Source organism: Vibrio tritonius, assembly GCF_001547935.1.
Taxonomy (GTDB): Bacteria; Pseudomonadota; Gammaproteobacteria; order Enterobacterales; family Vibrionaceae; genus Vibrio; species Vibrio tritonius.
In genome coordinates this window covers 2,624,092-2,640,467 of sequence record NZ_AP014635.1, presented here as the reverse complement: position 1 = coordinate 2,640,467, position 16,376 = coordinate 2,624,092, and the positions used below count along the sequence as shown (strand labels likewise).

The window sequence follows — 16,376 nt, the reverse complement described above, 5'->3', positions numbered from 1 at the left end:
ATGGATGAGCCAAATCGTGTTGGTTTGACTGCTGTTGGAATGGCACAGTTAGATGAATTACTTGATGAGCTAAATCCTGGTGATGGTGAAGAAGGCACGAAATTGATTAAGTTCGATTTATATCGTTTAATGGTTGCCCTTGGAATAAAAAATAAAGTTAATGCGCCAGTACTAGAAGATAAGAGTCTAAATACGTTACGTGTTGCTGAATTAGACGAAGAGCGTACTTTATATACAGCATTAGAAAATAGTAATTTAGTACCAGAAGGAACATCAATATACGGCTATATTGAAAGGTTGGCTGAAAAAGGTATTAGAGAACTGTACCAAACATATCAATCTACGGGTCAATTCCCATTTGAAGAATATTTCATGAAATAGTATGAGTTCATTAAAACTATATTTAATTATCATTGATGATGGTAAGGCTGTTGAAACTATTGTCTTTCGTGACTTGGGCTCATTAGAGTTGGGTTGGAAAGAGCGTTCTAACAATAGTTTGCTAGGAATTGTTCATATTGGCTTTGTGCGGCCCAAAATTAAGTTTAAACAAAAAATATCGCCAGTGCTTTTAGGTAATATTATTGTTACTTCATCAGTAAAGTGGGCTTTACCGGGTGGATATGTATCTACCGATAGACCCGCAGCCATCTTAAATATCAATCAAGATGATGTCCCTAGTTATCTGATTACCAATGGATTCGGTTATGAACTCGAATTGTCGCAGTATGAAAATATCCTCATGCCTGAGAGTGGATTTTCTGTTTCAAAACAAAGTGACAATTCATCTAGATATACAATCGTTGAAGCTGCGCAAAAAGTGATAAAGAAAGTGGGTAAGCCGCTAAATAAAGAAGAAATTTTTGCGCATATCATTCAGGATGGATTGTATGACTTTAAAGCTACACGGCCAATTGATGTATTAGATGTTGAGTTAAATCGATATTCGTTTGGTAGTCATTACTCAAAAGTTGCTGATAGTCCATGTTTTTCGAGAACCGCTGATCATCGTTATTTTTTGAGTGGTGGGCAAAATATACCGCTGGCCAGTTGGGTAAAAAATTTAAATGAATATTCATCTGATATAGCCAACCAATTAATGGTATATGGTATTTATGATGATGCGTCTTTTTGTGAAAAATTTAGTTTATTGCCATCAAAACTATTAGCAATTGCCGATGTATATAGATATAAAGAACTGAAGGAGGTCACCAAAAAAAATGACCCTCATTTGTTGCTAAATATTATTCCTAAATCGATTTTAACGAAATCAATTTCTAAATTGGGATTTTCAGTTAGACTTGAAAATGTATTTATTTCTCAAGGGTTCGAAGTACTCAGTGAATTACTTTCTATTAATCAAACCGAAATGTTTAATTGGCCTAATTTTGGTAAAAAATCTAATGATGATTTTTGTTTAAGGTTAATCGAGTTGGCAGATAATTTGGAATATTCGGATATTTGTTCAAGAAAACAACAAGCTAGTATAAATGAACTTGAGAGTCGAGATGAGCTCGGAAATGCAGAAAACAGCAAGGTAGAAAATAAGACGCTTAAAGAATATTTTGAATCTACATTATCAAAATTAAAAGATAAAGACCGAATGGTCATTGAGTTGAGAACAGGATTTCAGGGACCAGCATTAACACTTCAAGCTACAGGCAAAGAGATCGGTGTAACTAGGGAACGAGTTAGGCAAATACAAAAAAAGAATATAGATAAAATTATTCGTGAAGAGTCTTGGGATGATGTTATCGCTGTAAAAGTAGGACAAATACTTGCGACAAGAACAGAGCCACTTTATTTAGAAATGCTCGAACTTGAAGATGAGTGGTTTAAAGGATTTATAAGTAATTATGAGCACCTGGCAGCAATATTAGAAATATTCTCTGAACAGAAAATTAGGGTAATAAAAATAAATGGTTTTAAAATTGTTACTCGCATTAGCCAAGATGAATGGGAACAAGCAGTTTCATATTTAAGAAAATCATTAAAAGATAAAGCTGAAGAAAAACTATGGCAGCGTAGGGATATTGAAGTTTTAATTATGTCTCAGCTAGAATCTGTGGGTGCTTTAGAACTAAATAATCTGCTATTTAACGAGTTTAATGAGCTATTACAGTTCACCGGTGATGATGACAATGCCATTTTAGTTTCTTATGGTAAATCTGCTGAATCAGCGGTAGCTGCAGTATTAGAACAGGCTGAGTCACCTCTTCATTATTCTGAAGTTGCAATTCGAGCAACAGAGCAGCTTGGTAAGAAAGTTGATGAAAGGAGAGCTCAAAATGCTCTTCAGGCCCAGGGGGCAAAATTATACGGTCGAGGAATGTATGGCTTAGAGCGTTTTAACCCCATTTCTGAACGTATGTGCAATAACATTCGTCTTGTAGTTAAAAAAATGATGTATGAAGGACCTCTAAAACGGCAGTGGCATTCTTCAGGGCTATTAAAAGCACTTCAGGAAAAATTCCCTAGCTTACCGGAAGAACTTGATACTTATATTCTAAATATTATATTGGAAAAAGACGAGCAGCTTACCTATTTAAATAGAATGGTTTGGGCTCGCTCAGACTCCAATCAATCTCCGGAAGATCGTATTGATATGGCCGAAGCGTTTACTAAATTCCTAGAGGAGAATGGAGCGCCAATGAAAGGGAGTGAGCTTAGAGATACACTTCGAGAATTTCGTGGAGTTGGTGAAATTCAACAAATTCAGCCCAATGATAGGATGATTCAAGTTGGTCCAGACTTATGGGGACTCGTAGAGAGAGACATCGGTTCGACTGAAGAAGAAATTTCAAAGGCTTTGGATTGCTTAGAAGCGTACCTAAACAAAACTCAAAAAGGTATTCACGTTTCTGAAGTTGATGGAGTTCTAAAATGTACAGATTTAACAAACTATCCAGAGCCCTATACGTTATTAAACTTGGCCCAAAGAGATAAACGCTTTCATTTGGTTAAAGCTATGTTTTTAGGGTTAGCCTCTTGGGGAGATGATGTGAGACGAATGAATTTTACTCAAGCGGTTAAGTGGTTATCGGAGCACATGTCTCGTCCAATGACTATTGGTGAAATTAACTTGAAGATTTCAGAAGTTACTGGGTTAAATGTGGATGGTACTGTGACAGGTTTATTACTTAATAATGGTTTTAAATTTGATAAAGTAGTTAAAAAGTGGGCTCTTAAATAAGCCTAATGTTTCCAATGTATTATTGTTTATTATATAAAAAGTTTTCTTATATTTAGACGATAAAATAAATTTGTTAGAGGTTTAAATGCTTAGTTTTTCTTATCCTGCAATTTGTGTAAAGCAATCTGAAAATTCTAAACCATTAATACTTTTTGGTGCACCAGCCGTTGAAATAGATAAATGGGCTGGAATTCCACAGAAAAAAAGTTTTAGCCCTGATTCAGCTGAAAGTGCAGGGTTTCAAAGAACAGAGAATAGAAAAAGATTAGAACAGATCGAAAGTTTTTTTAATAATAAAAGTAATGTAATCCAAAATAGTCTTATTTGTGGTCTGAAAAAAATAGATGGTGGTTCTGTCAATTTTAAATCAGAAGATGGTGTTTCTGGAAATATTACAATAACTTTCCCTAATTTATATGATATGAAGCTAGTTGATTTGTTTAATCTTCTAAGAAAATCTCTATCGGAGAGAATAGGTATTAGTGACGATAGTAAACTAATTGATTCAAAACAAATTGATTATTTAAAATCCACGCTGCAAATGAATATTAATCTCGATGATTCAACTGAAGATTCAGGAGATTCTGAGTATTGTTCTGATAGTGTTTTGTTAGAAGAATCACATCTGGAAGAATTTTTAAGAGATGTAATTTCACGTCACGAAATTTTAAAAGAAATTACAGATGTAAAAATACAAGAAGGAAATATATTTTTAGGTTTTGAGAGATCTGCTATATTATCTTTTTTGCTACCAGTGACGCTAGTAGATGGTCAACATCGGTTAAAGGGGGCTATTAGAGATGCACATAGTAGCTTATCATCTGAAAGTAATATGGAGATGATCACTAACCGTTTATCAATTGGCGACGATTTAGAAAAAGTCGAACAGGACCTATTAATAAAAAATTCGAGAAAATTGCCAGTGTCTTTATTATTGGATGATGATCCCAAAGAACAAGTATTTCAATTTGTGGTCATTAACCAGAAAGCGACTCCTATCGGTAGGTCTCTTTTAGGAACTATTATTTCCACATCTCTAACCACAAAAGAGATGGAAAGTGTTTCGGAAAGACTAATGCAATCTGGTATAGCGCTTGATGACGCAAGAGCTATTACATGGGCAGCTAGAAATCCATCAAGTCCATTTTTCGAGCTTGTTGAGCGTGGACTTGAAGGTGATGGTAAGGACTTGTTGCAGTGGAATGTGATGGGGTCTCTGATACAAATATTTAGGGAGTTAAAAGGCGGGAGTTTATTTCATGCTAGGAATGATTATGCAAAAAGTTGGAAAATTAAATACTTAGCAAAATCAGGCATTGTCAGTTCTGACCAGACAGATTTAGCATTTGAAGAGTGGAGAAAGCTTGATGGAGTGTGGAGAGATGTTTTTGTTAAGTTTTGGAATAAGGTAAAAGTAGAGTTTGCTCAAGATGAGAATCCTACGAGATTTAATTATTGGGGAAATACTAGAAAATCAAATATCTTTAACAAAATATCTTTAACAATACTTGCAGCCGATTTTTTTAAATATTTAAATGGGTCAAGAAAGAAAATAGATAATATAGAAGATATCGAATCCATAGTAGATGAATGGCTAGAAGATGTAAGTAGAGAATATTTTGATCGAGATTGGGAACTATCAGGAGTAAAAAAAGATAGTACAGGTATTAAATCCAGATGGTCTGAAAACTGGGCTGATTATCGTGAAAGTCCTGAGCAGTTACCGCAGGTTAGATCTTATAGGAATCCTAAAAAATGAGTTCAGATATAAGCGATATAAGACTTCTTGCTTCTAGTATTTTATCTGAGGAAAATGTATGGGATTGGGAAAATCAAAGGGAGCTTGCTTCTTTGAAAACACCTGATATTCTACTGGGTATACGTAAAGATATTATTCAGGGCGACATTACGAGAGAATGGCTTCGATGGATAATCGAACAGTTTGTTGATTATAGTCATATAGGAACTAATTGTACGATAGTAAAGGTATATAGTGATATATACTCATGTATAGATAAGTTGATTGGATTGCAAGAAAATGATGATTATAAGATTAACATTTCTAAACAATTGTCTAAGTTAGTTCTATCTCGAATGGAGAAATTAAATAAAAGCAGCAGAAGAAAATCAATATCAAATGAGGTAAAAAGGGATTTAATAGATATATATTCTAGTGGTGATAGCTTACGCTGTTGGCTAACTGGATATGAATTTTCTCCAGAAGCGATATTTAATTTTGATGCTCCAAAATCAGAGAGAGTAAATTTAAAATTACCTGAGTTCGTGGATAGATTAAAACCAATTGGTTTAAATGAATCTGATTTACGTATAGAAGTGGATCATTTATACCCATTTTCTCTTGGCGGAAAAGATGATATTGATAATTATAGATTAATTTGTGGATGGGCTAATAGAGTTAAAAGTAATCATATAACTGCTTATAGTCCCGGTAATAGGTTGAATCAGAATAGTGGTTTTTGGCCCCGTTCCTACTATTATTGGCTTCTTAGGCTTATTGGCCTTAGGAGAAAATGTGAATATCCCGGATGTAAAAATAATTTAGGTAATAGTGAATTGACTGTTGAATCTATTTTTGGTCCGACAAAAAATATTACACCAGCAAGTATGAGAGTTGTATGTAGAGAACATAGCGTTTTACCTAATAGATATATAAAACGAGAAGACTTTGATAAGAATACATTTGGTAGTTATTTTTCTAATGGTGAATTGACCCTATAGGGTCAATTCTACTAATGTTTTAATATTTTTTGCTTTAGAAAATAGATAAGAAATTCCACGATGAAGGTGGAGTTTAAAATAGTAGCCAAGTTCACTTTCATTTACATTTCCATAGTCTTCATAAACACGTTGCTTAAGTAGTGCGAGATAAATATCTGAAAACTCGCCACCAAACACTTTCCACGTCATTTCAACATTACTATTTGTTATAATTTCTTCATGAGGAGGAATGCTTTCTTCTTTCAAGGAAAGCATCAAAGCCCAACGACACAAAACATTCCAGTTTTCAATTTTAGTGTTACGCTTGACCGTAATAAGCTGTCCTTTGGCTTTTTCAGATAAGCGTACTGTTTCGATACTCATGCTTCTCCTCCAAAATATCCGGGAGTAATTGTTGAGGTTTGTAATTCATCTTGATAACTAATATGGTATTCCCTAGCTATATATGGTTTTAATTTCTTATAGTAACTACCAGATATTTCTTCATCAGTAGATAAAAGGATGACTTGCCCAGCTGCTGAAGGAAAATAATTTTCAACTAACTTGGTTCTATGCTTACCATCAAGACGTCCCATCGGTGTATCGATTATTGTCGGTATTTCTTTGCCTGACTCATCTGCTAATGCCCATAGAATAGCTACAGATAGTAATTGACGTTCACCTGCAGAGAATCGTTTGGGATCGATTGGCTTATAATCCGTTCCCTTTATTGTTAGATTAAATGAAATCGGATTTATTTTAATTTCTGTAATTAAATTTGATTTTCTTCCCAGAGTATCAAATTTACTTTTGATTTTACGCTCTAATTTAGAGATGTTTTCTTTTATTAATACTTCTTTAAAATTATCGATGATCGTTCTCATCTCTATTAGATGATCGGCAACTTGCTGGTTTCTTTTATGTTCAAATGTTTCAATATTTTTCTGAACAAGAGTTGCTTCTAATCTAAGTTCATTTTCATGTATCTGTTTGATACATTGGTTACGTTCTTCAATTAGCGCTTCGATATAAAGCGAATTTTCTTTTAATTTTACTTCGATATTATCTTTAGTCTCTATTTTATCTTTTACTGACTCAAAATCAGGCACTGCTTCAAGTTTTTTATTGACTAGAGCAAGTTTTTCTACCAAATCATTTTTTTGAGTGAGTAGATTGTTACTTTCAATTTCTTCATTTTGAATCGTTATCAGAGCAAAGTCGAATAAATCTGGTTTCGTGTTTAGATAAAAATCCAAATCATTATATTCACTAAGTGAGTCCTGATTGATTTGCTCCATTAATCCACCAACCAAATTAATGATGCCTTTGTTATCAATATTTTTGTTTAGTAGGGAAAGTAATTTTTTATTTTGTATAGTGACTTGTTCTTGAGCTTCTTTTACTCGACTAACTTGATCTTCGCATTCGGCCTGTTTATGAGCTTTAAATAATAGGTTTTTACACAAACTTAAAGGTAATGCACTAGAAGCAATTTTAAGTAAACTATGATCTAAAGCTTCTACTTGAATAGCTATACGTTTCTTTTCTGCTTGAATATCGGATAAATCATCTAATAGGTGAGCTCCAGAACTATGTAGAGCACTCTCTGCTACCTTGAAGTTTTCTTGTAAATCTTCTTGGTTCGTTAATTCATCATTAATACTCATTTCTAACGTTTCAAGATTTTTTTCTAGTATTTCTTTCTTATCCGCTAACTCCTGAAACTTTTCTGATGCAGTTTTATTTAAGTTTTTACCTTGTTTATTTTGTCTTTGATTGTTTAAGTCTTTTGATAATTGAGATAGTAATTCAAGCCCAAGTAGAGCTTCGATTCCTGTTTTTATCAATTGAGCAGAACGAGTTGGATCTGCTAAGTCTTCTATTTTTTCTCCATCAAAGAAAAAAAGCTCAGACATACTTTGAGGAATAAATTCAGAAACGAAATCATTCCAGTTTTCAGTTAGAAGGTAATCTTTTTCACCATCGACTAATACGGTTATGTTATCAGAAATTTCTTTTGCTCCAGTTACGGACCAGTTGCGAATTATTTCATATTGTTTATTTAATGTTCCTTTACTGTGTCTGAAAGTTAACGAAACTGAAGCGGATTCTTCACTAGAATACCTATTTATAACTTGTTTCAAATATTCGCTGTAAGATAATCGACCTCTATTTGAACACTTAGCATGTTTACCATATAAAGCGAGCTGTAGTGAATCTAAAAGTGTCGTTTTACCACCACCATTTAACCCGCCTAAAAGAACGATTGGTTGTGTATGAGAGTTTATGTCAAGGTTAATAATATGTTCACCTTGATAAATACCAAAATTATAAAGTTTTACTTGTTCAAATATCATAGCTTGCTTTCCTGAACAGTAATTTGTTCTGGAGTTAATAGTTTAAGATTACGTTCTTCTTGTTGTTTATTTTCTTCTATTTTTTTATTTAATAAGGTAAAAGAAAAGTCAATTTGTTCAATATAGTATTTATATAGCTTCTTTAATCCTGAAGTTAACTCTATCGACATTTCAACAAGCTTTTCTTTTTCCTGGTTATTTTCAGTGATTTTATTAAGTAATAGTTTGTATTTTTTGATCTTAAATAAGTCTTTTTTGGCATCAATGATAGACAAGTTTTTATCAATGTCGGTTAAAAACTCTTGAGATTCATCAGACTTCATCAGATGTTTCAATTTGATAAGGTACTCATTTTTAGCTCTTTGTAATGCAAATTGTCTAGCATGATCAATACTGTCGAACGCACCTTTATCTATAGCTATTTCTAACTCTTCTGAAATTTTTGCTCTTCTTAGCTGATGCTTATAACGATCTTCTATGGCAAGCAGCCCTCGAAGTTGGTGGTATTTTAATTCATCATTATCTGAATATGTTTTGCAGTGAGCTTTTAATTTATTTAGTACAGGATGATTTAGTATCGGACTGTGCGCTCTTTTTGCACCACGATAAGTTCTACCCATCACTTCCTGGTAGATTACTGGAACAGAATCTTCAGCTTCATTTTTTTCATCTACCCATATACGTCGGATTTCTTCCAAGTCTTCCAATGTTAATAGTTCTAATAACTTGACATCTTGTGGGCCAGAAGCTTGCACTGCTTTTTGAGCTTCTAAAACTTTACGAAGCATGTTTTCTCTAAAAGATTGCTTATATGGTCCACGGACAATGTCTGCAGGAAGGTTTTCATATTTATAATCTGTGGTATCTTCATACTGCGCAAGACGTTCATATAAATCGTCACTTTCTTCTAAGTCTTTATTCGAACTGAACTCTTTTAAGCTAATATGAACAGTGAGACTTCCGTTCATACGACGAAAATCGCGATTACTTTTATCTCTTGCAACTTTATTTTGTTTTTTAAGTGGATCAGAATCATTAATATCTATTTCATTACGCAGTGCTAGCAAAGGAAGCATCCATTCTTTTTCTTCGTCGTTAGCTATCATGGCAGCCATGGATTTATCTTCACCAACCATAGTACAAACATAACATCCAAATCGACTATCACCACAACTAGGAGTCGACTGATCAACAACAAGAGGACACTCACCACCTTCAGTTGCTCCTTGGTACATACCTAAGAGATCAGTATTTCGATAACCCCAGGGATTTTTTTGTTGGGTTAAGAATGTCCAAACATCATCGTTTGTCCAATCTTCGATTGGAGTGTATACCCATACACGATCAAGTTGGGTGTTTAGGTTTAACCCATCATCCTTTCTAGTATTCCCTTTTAAATTTTCGATATTTTCCATACTTGCTGTACGGACTGAGCTTTCATGTTTTCTGGTACCTAAAACTAAAATAGCTTCACCGTTACTTTGAACCACTTCTTTTATAAATGTATTAGAAGGGCTAATCTTCAGACGATCTGTACACCAACGGAATTTATATCTTGGGGCGGGATAGCCTTTACCGATCAGGTTAACCCAAAAGCGGTCTTCAACTTTGGGGGTTAAACGATGAGGGACTATCGGCAGGTCTTGTTCTTCTACAGCAAATTTCATTTGATTAAGAGAACGTTCGACCCACAATGCTACAATCGGATTTTCTACAAGTGTATCTGTACTAATGACATGTACAGGTTTATTTGCTTTGCCTTCTGATTTTAGTTCTGATACTGCATTCCAAATTACTTGTAATGTCGCAGTAGAGTCTTTACCTCCACTATAGCCAATTACCCACGGGATATTGTCTTTTTGGTAAAGAGTCTTAGTTCGATCAATAAGCTCACGAATAGTTGCTTTAAACCCTTTTTCATTGAATGCTGAATAGGTAGGTTTATGAGTATGTACAGTCATGTTTTATCGAACCTGATATTATTTACTTTTTTGTAGTTGTTTAAATTTTTTTTCTTCATTAAGCTCTTTTTCATTAAGAGGTATTTGAAGATAGTATTTAATTCTATTGGCTGTGAGTTTAGTCGCTACGGAAGAGTTTCTCATTGCCCCATTTACCACACAACGTCCATCCCAATCTTTTTTGTTGGCACGAGACCAGTTAATATTTTTCAACGCTTCGGTTGTTTCTTTCCAATTAGGATCGCTTTTAAGTAACCAGTTACCAACAATTCCTAATGCTTGAAAAGTGACTGAATAGGCATGAATGGACTCTTCACGGATTTCTCCTCCGGAGACCTTATCATTTAGGACAAGGCTCCATGCTGGTATCACATGTACTAAATGCTCCCAGAACTCTTTAGCTATTGAAATTTGTGTCTTATAAGTTGAACTATTTATGGTATCGAATAACTCATTAGTTGCTTTGTTTAAAGCACTGTGACTCACAAGTTTCTTAGATCTTGGACCTAAGTTACTTTTTTCCATATGAATTAGCTTTATTAGTATCTTGCTTTCAAATACGATCGTTTTTGAAAGCATTGCATCAGGTTCATCATCGTATGTGATACTTAATGAGCTGTCGGTTTTTACTGGGTAAAGATTTAGATCTTTGAATATTTTTTGCCTTTCAGATAGTGATTTACCAACAAAAAATACTACGGAGATACTTTCTTCACCAAGCGATGGATCTTGCTTCAGTGCTTCTAATATGGCTGCATTTCTGTGTTGGCCATCAGTGATATAAACTTCTGCGTCTTCATCTATTGTTAACGTTCCAATACGCTGATGGTGCTTAGTATCACCGATTGGTGTAAATTCACTATCCCCATCAATACATGCAGTCAAAGCTGAGAACACATAGCTATCTCGATTTGATAAAATGTAGTTACTTATCTCTGGTATTCGATCTGGGTTTAGTATGCGTTGAGCTCGTTCATTTACTGGTAATGTTCCTTCATCAAAGGTAAAGACCTTTGTAAGCCTTTTTAATGGGCACATCACTGTGTAAAATTCGGTATCTGCTTGTATCCCTTTGATTGCCGGGAATGAGGTTCCTGATATCAGTTTATTAGTCATAGTTTATATTACATGCTGTTTTTACGAACAAATCAATTGTTCGTACGAACAATTATGAGTAATATACGATACTTGATAAAGAATGTCTTCAATTTTATTCGAGGGATTTAAATGACAACGTATTTGGATTGCAACGCAACAACGCCCATAGCGACTGAAGTGATTGATATAGTCAATAAATATCTCAAAGAAGAGTTTGGGAATTCGGGAAGTAGAACTCATGAATTTGGTGTTGTTGCCAAGCAAGCTGTAGAGAAAGCAAGGCAGTTGGTTGCTGATGTTGTTGATGCTGATAAAAGTGAAGTGATATTTACCAGTGGTGCTACCGAGAGTAATAATATCGCTATTTTAGGATTAAAAGAGTATGCGCAACAAAGCCAAAAGTTGCATATCATTAGCTCTAAAATTGAGCACAAAGCTGTGTTGGAACCTCTTGCGGAATTAGAAAAAATCGGATTTTCAGTTACCTACCTACCAACAGATGAAAGTGGGTTGATTCATAAAGAAGATCTCGCTGCAGCTTTAAAAGATGACACTGTTCTTGTGAGTATTATGCAGGTTAATAACGAAACAGGCTGTCTTCAGGATATTGAAGGGTTTTGTGACGTATTAGCTAATCACGATGCTTACTTTCATGTTGATGCTGCTCAAGGATTTGGTAAATATGAAAATGGGTTAGCAAATCAACGTGTTGATATGATTAGTGTTAGTGGACATAAATTATATGCTCCTAAAGGTATTGGTGCGTTAATTACCCGTCGCCGCGGGTTCCAAAAAATCCCATTAAAGCCTTTGATGTTCGGAGGTGGTCAGGAAAGAGGGCTACGTCCTGGCACTCTAGCTGTTCCTCTCATAGCTGGTTTAGGTAAAGCTTGTGAATTGGTTAAAGAAAATAGAGAGCAATGGGCATCTCATTGCAAGAAATTACAGGATTTAGCTATCAGTTCTTTGTCTGTTTTAGATATTCAAATCAACGGTGAAAATTTAGCTCCTCATGTACTTAACTTTTCTATACCAGGAATGAACTCTGAAGCTGCAATTGTTGCTTTAAAAGGCATTATTGCTGTGTCTAATGGTTCAGCATGTACATCATCAAGTTATAGCCCAAGTCATGTTTTGCTTGCTATGGGATTGGATGAAGAGCGGATTGACAGTGCAATAAGGATGTCTTGGTGTTATATGACATCGGAACTGCCAACACAAAAAATAATAGAAGTGCTTAGACGTTACCTCTAGCATAAGGAGATACTAATGGATGATGGATTTAAAAATAATAATGTTGGTAATGCTAAAGAGAAGTTTGGAGATATTTGGCTTCGTGCCCGTCATAATGCTTTAGCACATATGGATGCTGCTACTGTTGCTAAAAGTAAAATTAGATTATGCGAAACTATTACGTCTATTTTGATTATAATACCAATATTTTCTAGCACTCTATCGAACAGGTGCTCATTTTTTCAAAAATGGGATATGGTGATTTCATTAGTTTGTTCATTAGGAGCGTTATTTTTAACATTGGTTGGATTTGTTCAAGAATATAGAAATAATTATAATTATCATACAAAATCTCATAGTATATTTAATAATATAGCTCAAAAATCTAGACGAGGAAGTAATCCATTTTTAGATGAAAATGAAAAGAAATACTTAATTCGCTCATTGGAGGAAATGTTCGAGACTGCCAAAAATAATACAGTCGAGCCTACAGATGAAAATTATAATAGAGGGTGGGAAAGGATGAAGAACATGCCGTCATTACCTTTTGGTTTGAATATTAAAGATGAATAATTTACGATCTTATTTTGATGAGAATGCAGAAGTTCTTTCTAAAAAGTATGATATTGAACCATCTGAAATAGTACATGAGAAGTGGATTAAATTCATTGATTTTAATGATGCTTCAATATTGGACATTGGATGTGGGAGTGGTAGGGACGCTATTTTTATGTCTAGGGAAGGAGGTATTGTCACGGCTGTAGATATATCAGAAAATTTAATTTCAATTGCAAAAGGAAAAGATGAATCTGGTGCTGTAAATTGGATTGTTGATTCTCTCCCTGAATTAAAAATGATAACGGAAACTAATAGGTACGATTTAATTTTATTGAGTGCCGTTCTAATGTTTTTAAATCCTAAGGAACAATTGATTAGTATAAAAAATATAGTTAATCTTATGAAAGATGATGGTATGCTGGTTTTTTCTATTAAAGAGGATGATAGTGATCCATTAATTTATAAGTTTAATTATTTAGTTTTAGATTACTTAGGATGTAAAAATAAAAATATCACTTGGTTTGATGGAGGGGAAGATATATTAAATAGAAAGGAAGTGTCTTGGAGAGTTTATGTTGTAACTTGAATTTATGGTTGTGAATCATCTAGTTTTATATTTGTTTTTTAGATATTATTTCATCATACACAACTCGGGAATAAAGCAGTTCCCTTTTGTCTGAATCTCCAAATAAATTAGTTAATCGCTTATCAAAACGAGCCTGTTTCTTATAATTCACATCATCTTTTGATATATAAAGATGTTTGTTCAACAATGGGGGCTGCTTGTTCTCATCAATATAATCAAAGAAATCGATATCCTGATCGGCCATTTTTATCTTGATTCGTTCAACTAAAAACGGGACGGATTTTTCAAAGTCATCATAGGCGGTGAGGGTGAGCTTGCCTGAAGTAATGTGAATCTTAACTAAGTCAATATGGTCATCAATTTCCCCATACATTTGTAACGCAGCACCGACATAGGTACGCAAAAGTAAAGGAAGATCATTAATGTACTTTTTGTGGAAAATTAGGGAGTGTCCAGGATTGAGGTGACTTGCAGCAAGAGATTGATTGGCTTTGATGCATTGCTCCTCGAGTAATTGAGTGTCTGAAATGGCAAACAGCAATTCAGTTGCCAGATTTAAAGCTGTTTGATATTCGCCAAAGAGTGCTTTGATATCCCGTTTTAATGATTCAGGTTGTTGTGTGTACGGTTTACGTTTCTCAAAAAGCCCCATCGCGAAGAACAGTAATAGATCTTCTTTTTTCCGCTTTTGTGCTTGTGCAAAATCGTCATCGCCATAAAGCTCTGTGAGCAAGTTAAAGACTTTTTTCGGAGAACCTATTAGCTCTTTGATTCTATCGGAATCAGCAAATTCGTCATTGGCCGGGATGCGACCTAGATCTAAGCAAGCTAACCAAAATTGCTCAAACAGTTCAGGATGTTGAGTGATGACCAATTTGGCTTTGTCTGCTGAATCAACAGGAGCAGGGGATGTTATCTGCTGCCACGTATGATGGCGTTTAAACTTTCCTTGGAGATACGTTTGTTCTTGCAGTTTGTCTTTGAATATAAAGAAAATGCCTGGTGCGACTGTAATCGCTTCTTCCTGTAATGAGCGTTCAATATAGGCTTTGATTTCAGATTGTGCGTAATACTTCTGAAAGGTATTTCTTGAGGTGATGACGCCATCTTTAAATGGTTTGAATTGAGAGATATAGGACTCATTAGCCAGCATCACTGAAACCACTAAGCAAGTTTGAGTGAGTTCCCAAGCGCCTAATAAAGCTTCAAGCCTTTCATCTTGATCTTCAATCACATTCAAGACAAAGCCGATATTGACGATATTGGCTTTCACTTTATCACTATCAGGGCGGAAGTTTGGGTCCCAACCTAGCGCATCTAATCCGTGTGCTTCCAGCTCTCTTAAGTCATCACCACGGCCACAACCGTAATCAAAGATGGAATAGTTACCTTCTAAATACCCATGTTTTGCCAGCATTTTCATAGGGGCTGAGAGTTCATGGCGAACAATTGCTGTTTTGTGCCGGTCGATACCATGATCGTTACGATCGGTCATGATCGCTGAGCTGCGAAATAAACGCCCATCGACCAATTCATATCCGTGACGTGCGATAATATTGAGCCAAGACTGTTTAAAACCTATTAAGCGGCTATTTTGATAAAGCCCTGCATTTTCACCTTCTTGAGTTAAGTTTACGAAGCTTTCGTAGTAATCACTCGTTGGCAGAATCATGGTTTCTTTGCGGTGTAGTATTGGCGGGTTATCTGAATCTTGATACTGGGTAATTTTGTGTGTGAGTTTGGAAAGATCGACATTAAGGCTTTGTTTTAACGATGGGTAAGAATCAGTGTAAAAATCAGGATAATGAAGAAGCGATAGCCGAAACTCTTTTTTGAATAACTTGATTAGGTTCCATTCGTCGTTCGGTAGATTGACTGCTTTCGCAACAGCCGGAATAAACTTTTGTAGGACTTCAGGAATAGCGGTTAGCGCATCTTTGTGTAAATAAATGGCATCAGGGAGTTGTTTCCCAATAGTGATTTTCGCGACAAGAGAGAGAAATAACTGTGAATCCATTCGTTTACTCCGTTATCTGATTAGGCGATATGATTATAAATCAATAAAGAGTTGAGGTGTGGTGCTCCCTGTGCCACTTTTCCCATTGACTCGGATGCCATCTTTATTACGGTAACGAAGTAGTACATAGCGGGCATTCTCAGGGCCAATACTCAAATGAATAGGTCGATCTTTACCGTAAAAATACAAGCGGTCAAAAGGAAGGCTCTCGGTAATGTATTGAGCGATTATGTGCATTCTGGTTTCGTAGCCTTGCACCCAAAAGTCACAAGCTGCGCCATCGCGCTGACAGATTCGGTTGCCTCGGGTATTTAATTCTGCGGACGCGTGTTGATCCAAACTCGGCCCCATATCTCCAGGGCTGTGTTTGAGCAGGTAGCGAAGTAATGGAGATGAGGTAAATCCATAGCTGATGGTTATCGGCCCAAATAGATTTTGTATTGGGAGCAATAGCTGCTCAGCTAATTGCTCTAAATAGATAAGTGACTGAGCGTTTGCCGTATTGTTTCCTGAATAGTTAGGATGTTTTTGCTGATACCAATGCAATAATTGAGTGACTAAGTCATTTACCATTGTTTAATCCATTCGTTGTTTAGTATGAGTATTGTACTCAGTTCATAAGCTTACAATATCCCATTCTCACGATTCGCTTTTA

Annotated in this window: 13 protein-coding genes; 7 read left to right on the top strand and 6 right to left on the bottom strand. The window is 35.2% G+C overall.

What is annotated here, in order from left to right; genetic code table 11:
• The 4 genes from JCM16456_RS11675 (at position 1) to JCM16456_RS11660 (ending at position 5,932) form a co-directional block, all read left to right on the top strand.
• A complete protein-coding gene (locus JCM16456_RS11675; protein WP_068714524.1) occupies positions 1–381 on the top strand; it encodes a hypothetical protein in 381 nt (126 codons plus the stop codon).
• Between the two features lies 1 nt (position 382).
• Positions 383–3,193, top strand: a complete 2,811-nt coding sequence (locus JCM16456_RS11670; protein ID WP_068714522.1) for a sigma factor-like helix-turn-helix DNA-binding protein — start codon at positions 383–385, stop codon at positions 3,191–3,193.
• A gap of 85 nt (positions 3,194–3,278) precedes the next feature.
• Positions 3,279–4,952: a ParB N-terminal domain-containing protein gene (locus JCM16456_RS11665; protein ID WP_068714520.1), complete on the top strand. Its 1,674-nt coding sequence runs from the start codon at positions 3,279–3,281 to the stop codon at positions 4,950–4,952.
• Positions 4,949–5,932 carry an HNH endonuclease gene (locus JCM16456_RS11660; RefSeq protein ID WP_068714518.1) on the top strand — a complete coding sequence of 328 codons (984 nt, stop codon included), beginning with the start codon at positions 4,949–4,951 and terminating at the stop codon, positions 5,930–5,932. The genes JCM16456_RS11665 and JCM16456_RS11660 overlap by 4 nt, the downstream gene beginning before the upstream one ends.
• Here JCM16456_RS11660 and dndE read toward each other — a convergent pair.
• Genes dndE through dndB form a run of 4 tightly spaced genes read right to left on the bottom strand, consistent with a single transcriptional unit; the run spans position 5,927 to position 11,345 of the window.
• A complete protein-coding gene (gene dndE, locus JCM16456_RS11655; protein WP_068714516.1) occupies positions 5,927–6,295 on the bottom strand; it encodes a DNA sulfur modification protein DndE in 369 nt (122 codons plus the stop codon). The genes JCM16456_RS11660 and dndE overlap by 6 nt on opposite strands.
• Positions 6,292–8,268 carry a DNA sulfur modification protein DndD gene (dndD, locus tag JCM16456_RS11650; RefSeq protein WP_068714514.1) on the bottom strand — a complete coding sequence of 659 codons (1,977 nt, stop codon included), beginning with the start codon at positions 8,266–8,268 and terminating at the stop codon, positions 6,292–6,294. The genes dndE and dndD overlap by 4 nt, the downstream gene beginning before the upstream one ends.
• A complete protein-coding gene (dndC, locus tag JCM16456_RS11645; protein ID WP_068714512.1) occupies positions 8,265–10,229 on the bottom strand; it encodes a DNA phosphorothioation system sulfurtransferase DndC in 1,965 nt (654 codons plus the stop codon). Before dndC ends, dndD begins: the two co-directional genes overlap by 4 nt.
• An 18-nt stretch (positions 10,230–10,247) precedes the next feature.
• Positions 10,248–11,345 carry a DNA sulfur modification protein DndB gene (gene dndB / locus JCM16456_RS11640; protein ID WP_068714510.1) on the bottom strand — a complete coding sequence of 366 codons (1,098 nt, stop codon included), beginning with the start codon at positions 11,343–11,345 and terminating at the stop codon, positions 10,248–10,250.
• Positions 11,346–11,456: 111 nt separating this feature from the next.
• Between dndB and dndA the strand changes: the two genes are divergently transcribed.
• Genes dndA through JCM16456_RS11625 form a run of 3 tightly spaced genes read left to right on the top strand, consistent with a single transcriptional unit; the run spans position 11,457 to position 13,704 of the window.
• Positions 11,457–12,581 carry a cysteine desulfurase DndA gene (dndA, locus tag JCM16456_RS11635; protein WP_068714508.1) on the top strand — a complete coding sequence of 375 codons (1,125 nt, stop codon included), beginning with the start codon at positions 11,457–11,459 and terminating at the stop codon, positions 12,579–12,581.
• A 15-nt stretch (positions 12,582–12,596) separates the two neighbouring features.
• Positions 12,597–13,133 (top strand): hypothetical protein, encoded by a 537-nt coding sequence (locus JCM16456_RS11630; protein ID WP_068714506.1) that lies wholly within the window; start codon positions 12,597–12,599, stop codon positions 13,131–13,133.
• Positions 13,126–13,704 carry a class I SAM-dependent methyltransferase gene (locus tag JCM16456_RS11625; protein ID WP_068714504.1) on the top strand — a complete coding sequence of 193 codons (579 nt, stop codon included), beginning with the start codon at positions 13,126–13,128 and terminating at the stop codon, positions 13,702–13,704. Before JCM16456_RS11630 ends, JCM16456_RS11625 begins: the two co-directional genes overlap by 8 nt.
• 25 nt (positions 13,705–13,729) lie before the next feature.
• On the opposite strand, the gene JCM16456_RS11620 is transcribed toward JCM16456_RS11625, so the two are convergent.
• Both JCM16456_RS11620 and JCM16456_RS11615 read right to left on the bottom strand, forming a co-directional pair.
• A complete protein-coding gene (locus JCM16456_RS11620; RefSeq protein WP_068714502.1) occupies positions 13,730–15,721 on the bottom strand; it encodes a DNA phosphorothioation-associated putative methyltransferase in 1,992 nt (663 codons plus the stop codon).
• 33 nt (positions 15,722–15,754) lie between these two features.
• Complete coding sequence (locus tag JCM16456_RS11615) at positions 15,755–16,294, bottom strand: hypothetical protein (RefSeq protein ID WP_068714500.1); 540 nt, start codon at positions 16,292–16,294, stop codon at positions 15,755–15,757.
• Positions 16,295–16,376: the final 82 nt, after the last annotated feature.

Bases quoted from the DNA above. Each gene is read 5' to 3' on its own strand.
- JCM16456_RS11625 (WP_068714504.1), top strand. From the start codon at position 13,126: ATGAATAATTTACGATCTTATTTTGATGAGAATGCAGAAGTTCTTTCT.
- dndD (WP_068714514.1), bottom strand. From the start codon at position 8,268: ATGATATTTGAACAAGTAAAACTTTATAATTTTGGTATTTATCAAGGT.
- JCM16456_RS11660 (WP_068714518.1), top strand. From the start codon at position 4,949: ATGAGTTCAGATATAAGCGATATAAGACTTCTTGCTTCTAGTATTTTA.
- JCM16456_RS11620 (WP_068714502.1), bottom strand. From the start codon at position 15,721: ATGGATTCACAGTTATTTCTCTCTCTTGTCGCGAAAATCACTATTGGG.
- dndB (WP_068714510.1), bottom strand. From the start codon at position 11,345: ATGACTAATAAACTGATATCAGGAACCTCATTCCCGGCAATCAAAGGG.
- dndA (WP_068714508.1), top strand. From the start codon at position 11,457: ATGACAACGTATTTGGATTGCAACGCAACAACGCCCATAGCGACTGAA.
- JCM16456_RS11675 (WP_068714524.1), top strand. From the start codon at position 1: ATGGATGAGCCAAATCGTGTTGGTTTGACTGCTGTTGGAATGGCACAG.
- JCM16456_RS11630 (WP_068714506.1), top strand. From the start codon at position 12,597: ATGGATGATGGATTTAAAAATAATAATGTTGGTAATGCTAAAGAGAAG.
- JCM16456_RS11615 (WP_068714500.1), bottom strand. From the start codon at position 16,294: ATGGTAAATGACTTAGTCACTCAATTATTGCATTGGTATCAGCAAAAA.
- JCM16456_RS11665 (WP_068714520.1), top strand. From the start codon at position 3,279: ATGCTTAGTTTTTCTTATCCTGCAATTTGTGTAAAGCAATCTGAAAAT.
- JCM16456_RS11670 (WP_068714522.1), top strand. From the start codon at position 383: ATGAGTTCATTAAAACTATATTTAATTATCATTGATGATGGTAAGGCT.
- dndC (WP_068714512.1), bottom strand. From the start codon at position 10,229: ATGACTGTACATACTCATAAACCTACCTATTCAGCATTCAATGAAAAA.
- dndE (WP_068714516.1), bottom strand. From the start codon at position 6,295: ATGAGTATCGAAACAGTACGCTTATCTGAAAAAGCCAAAGGACAGCTT.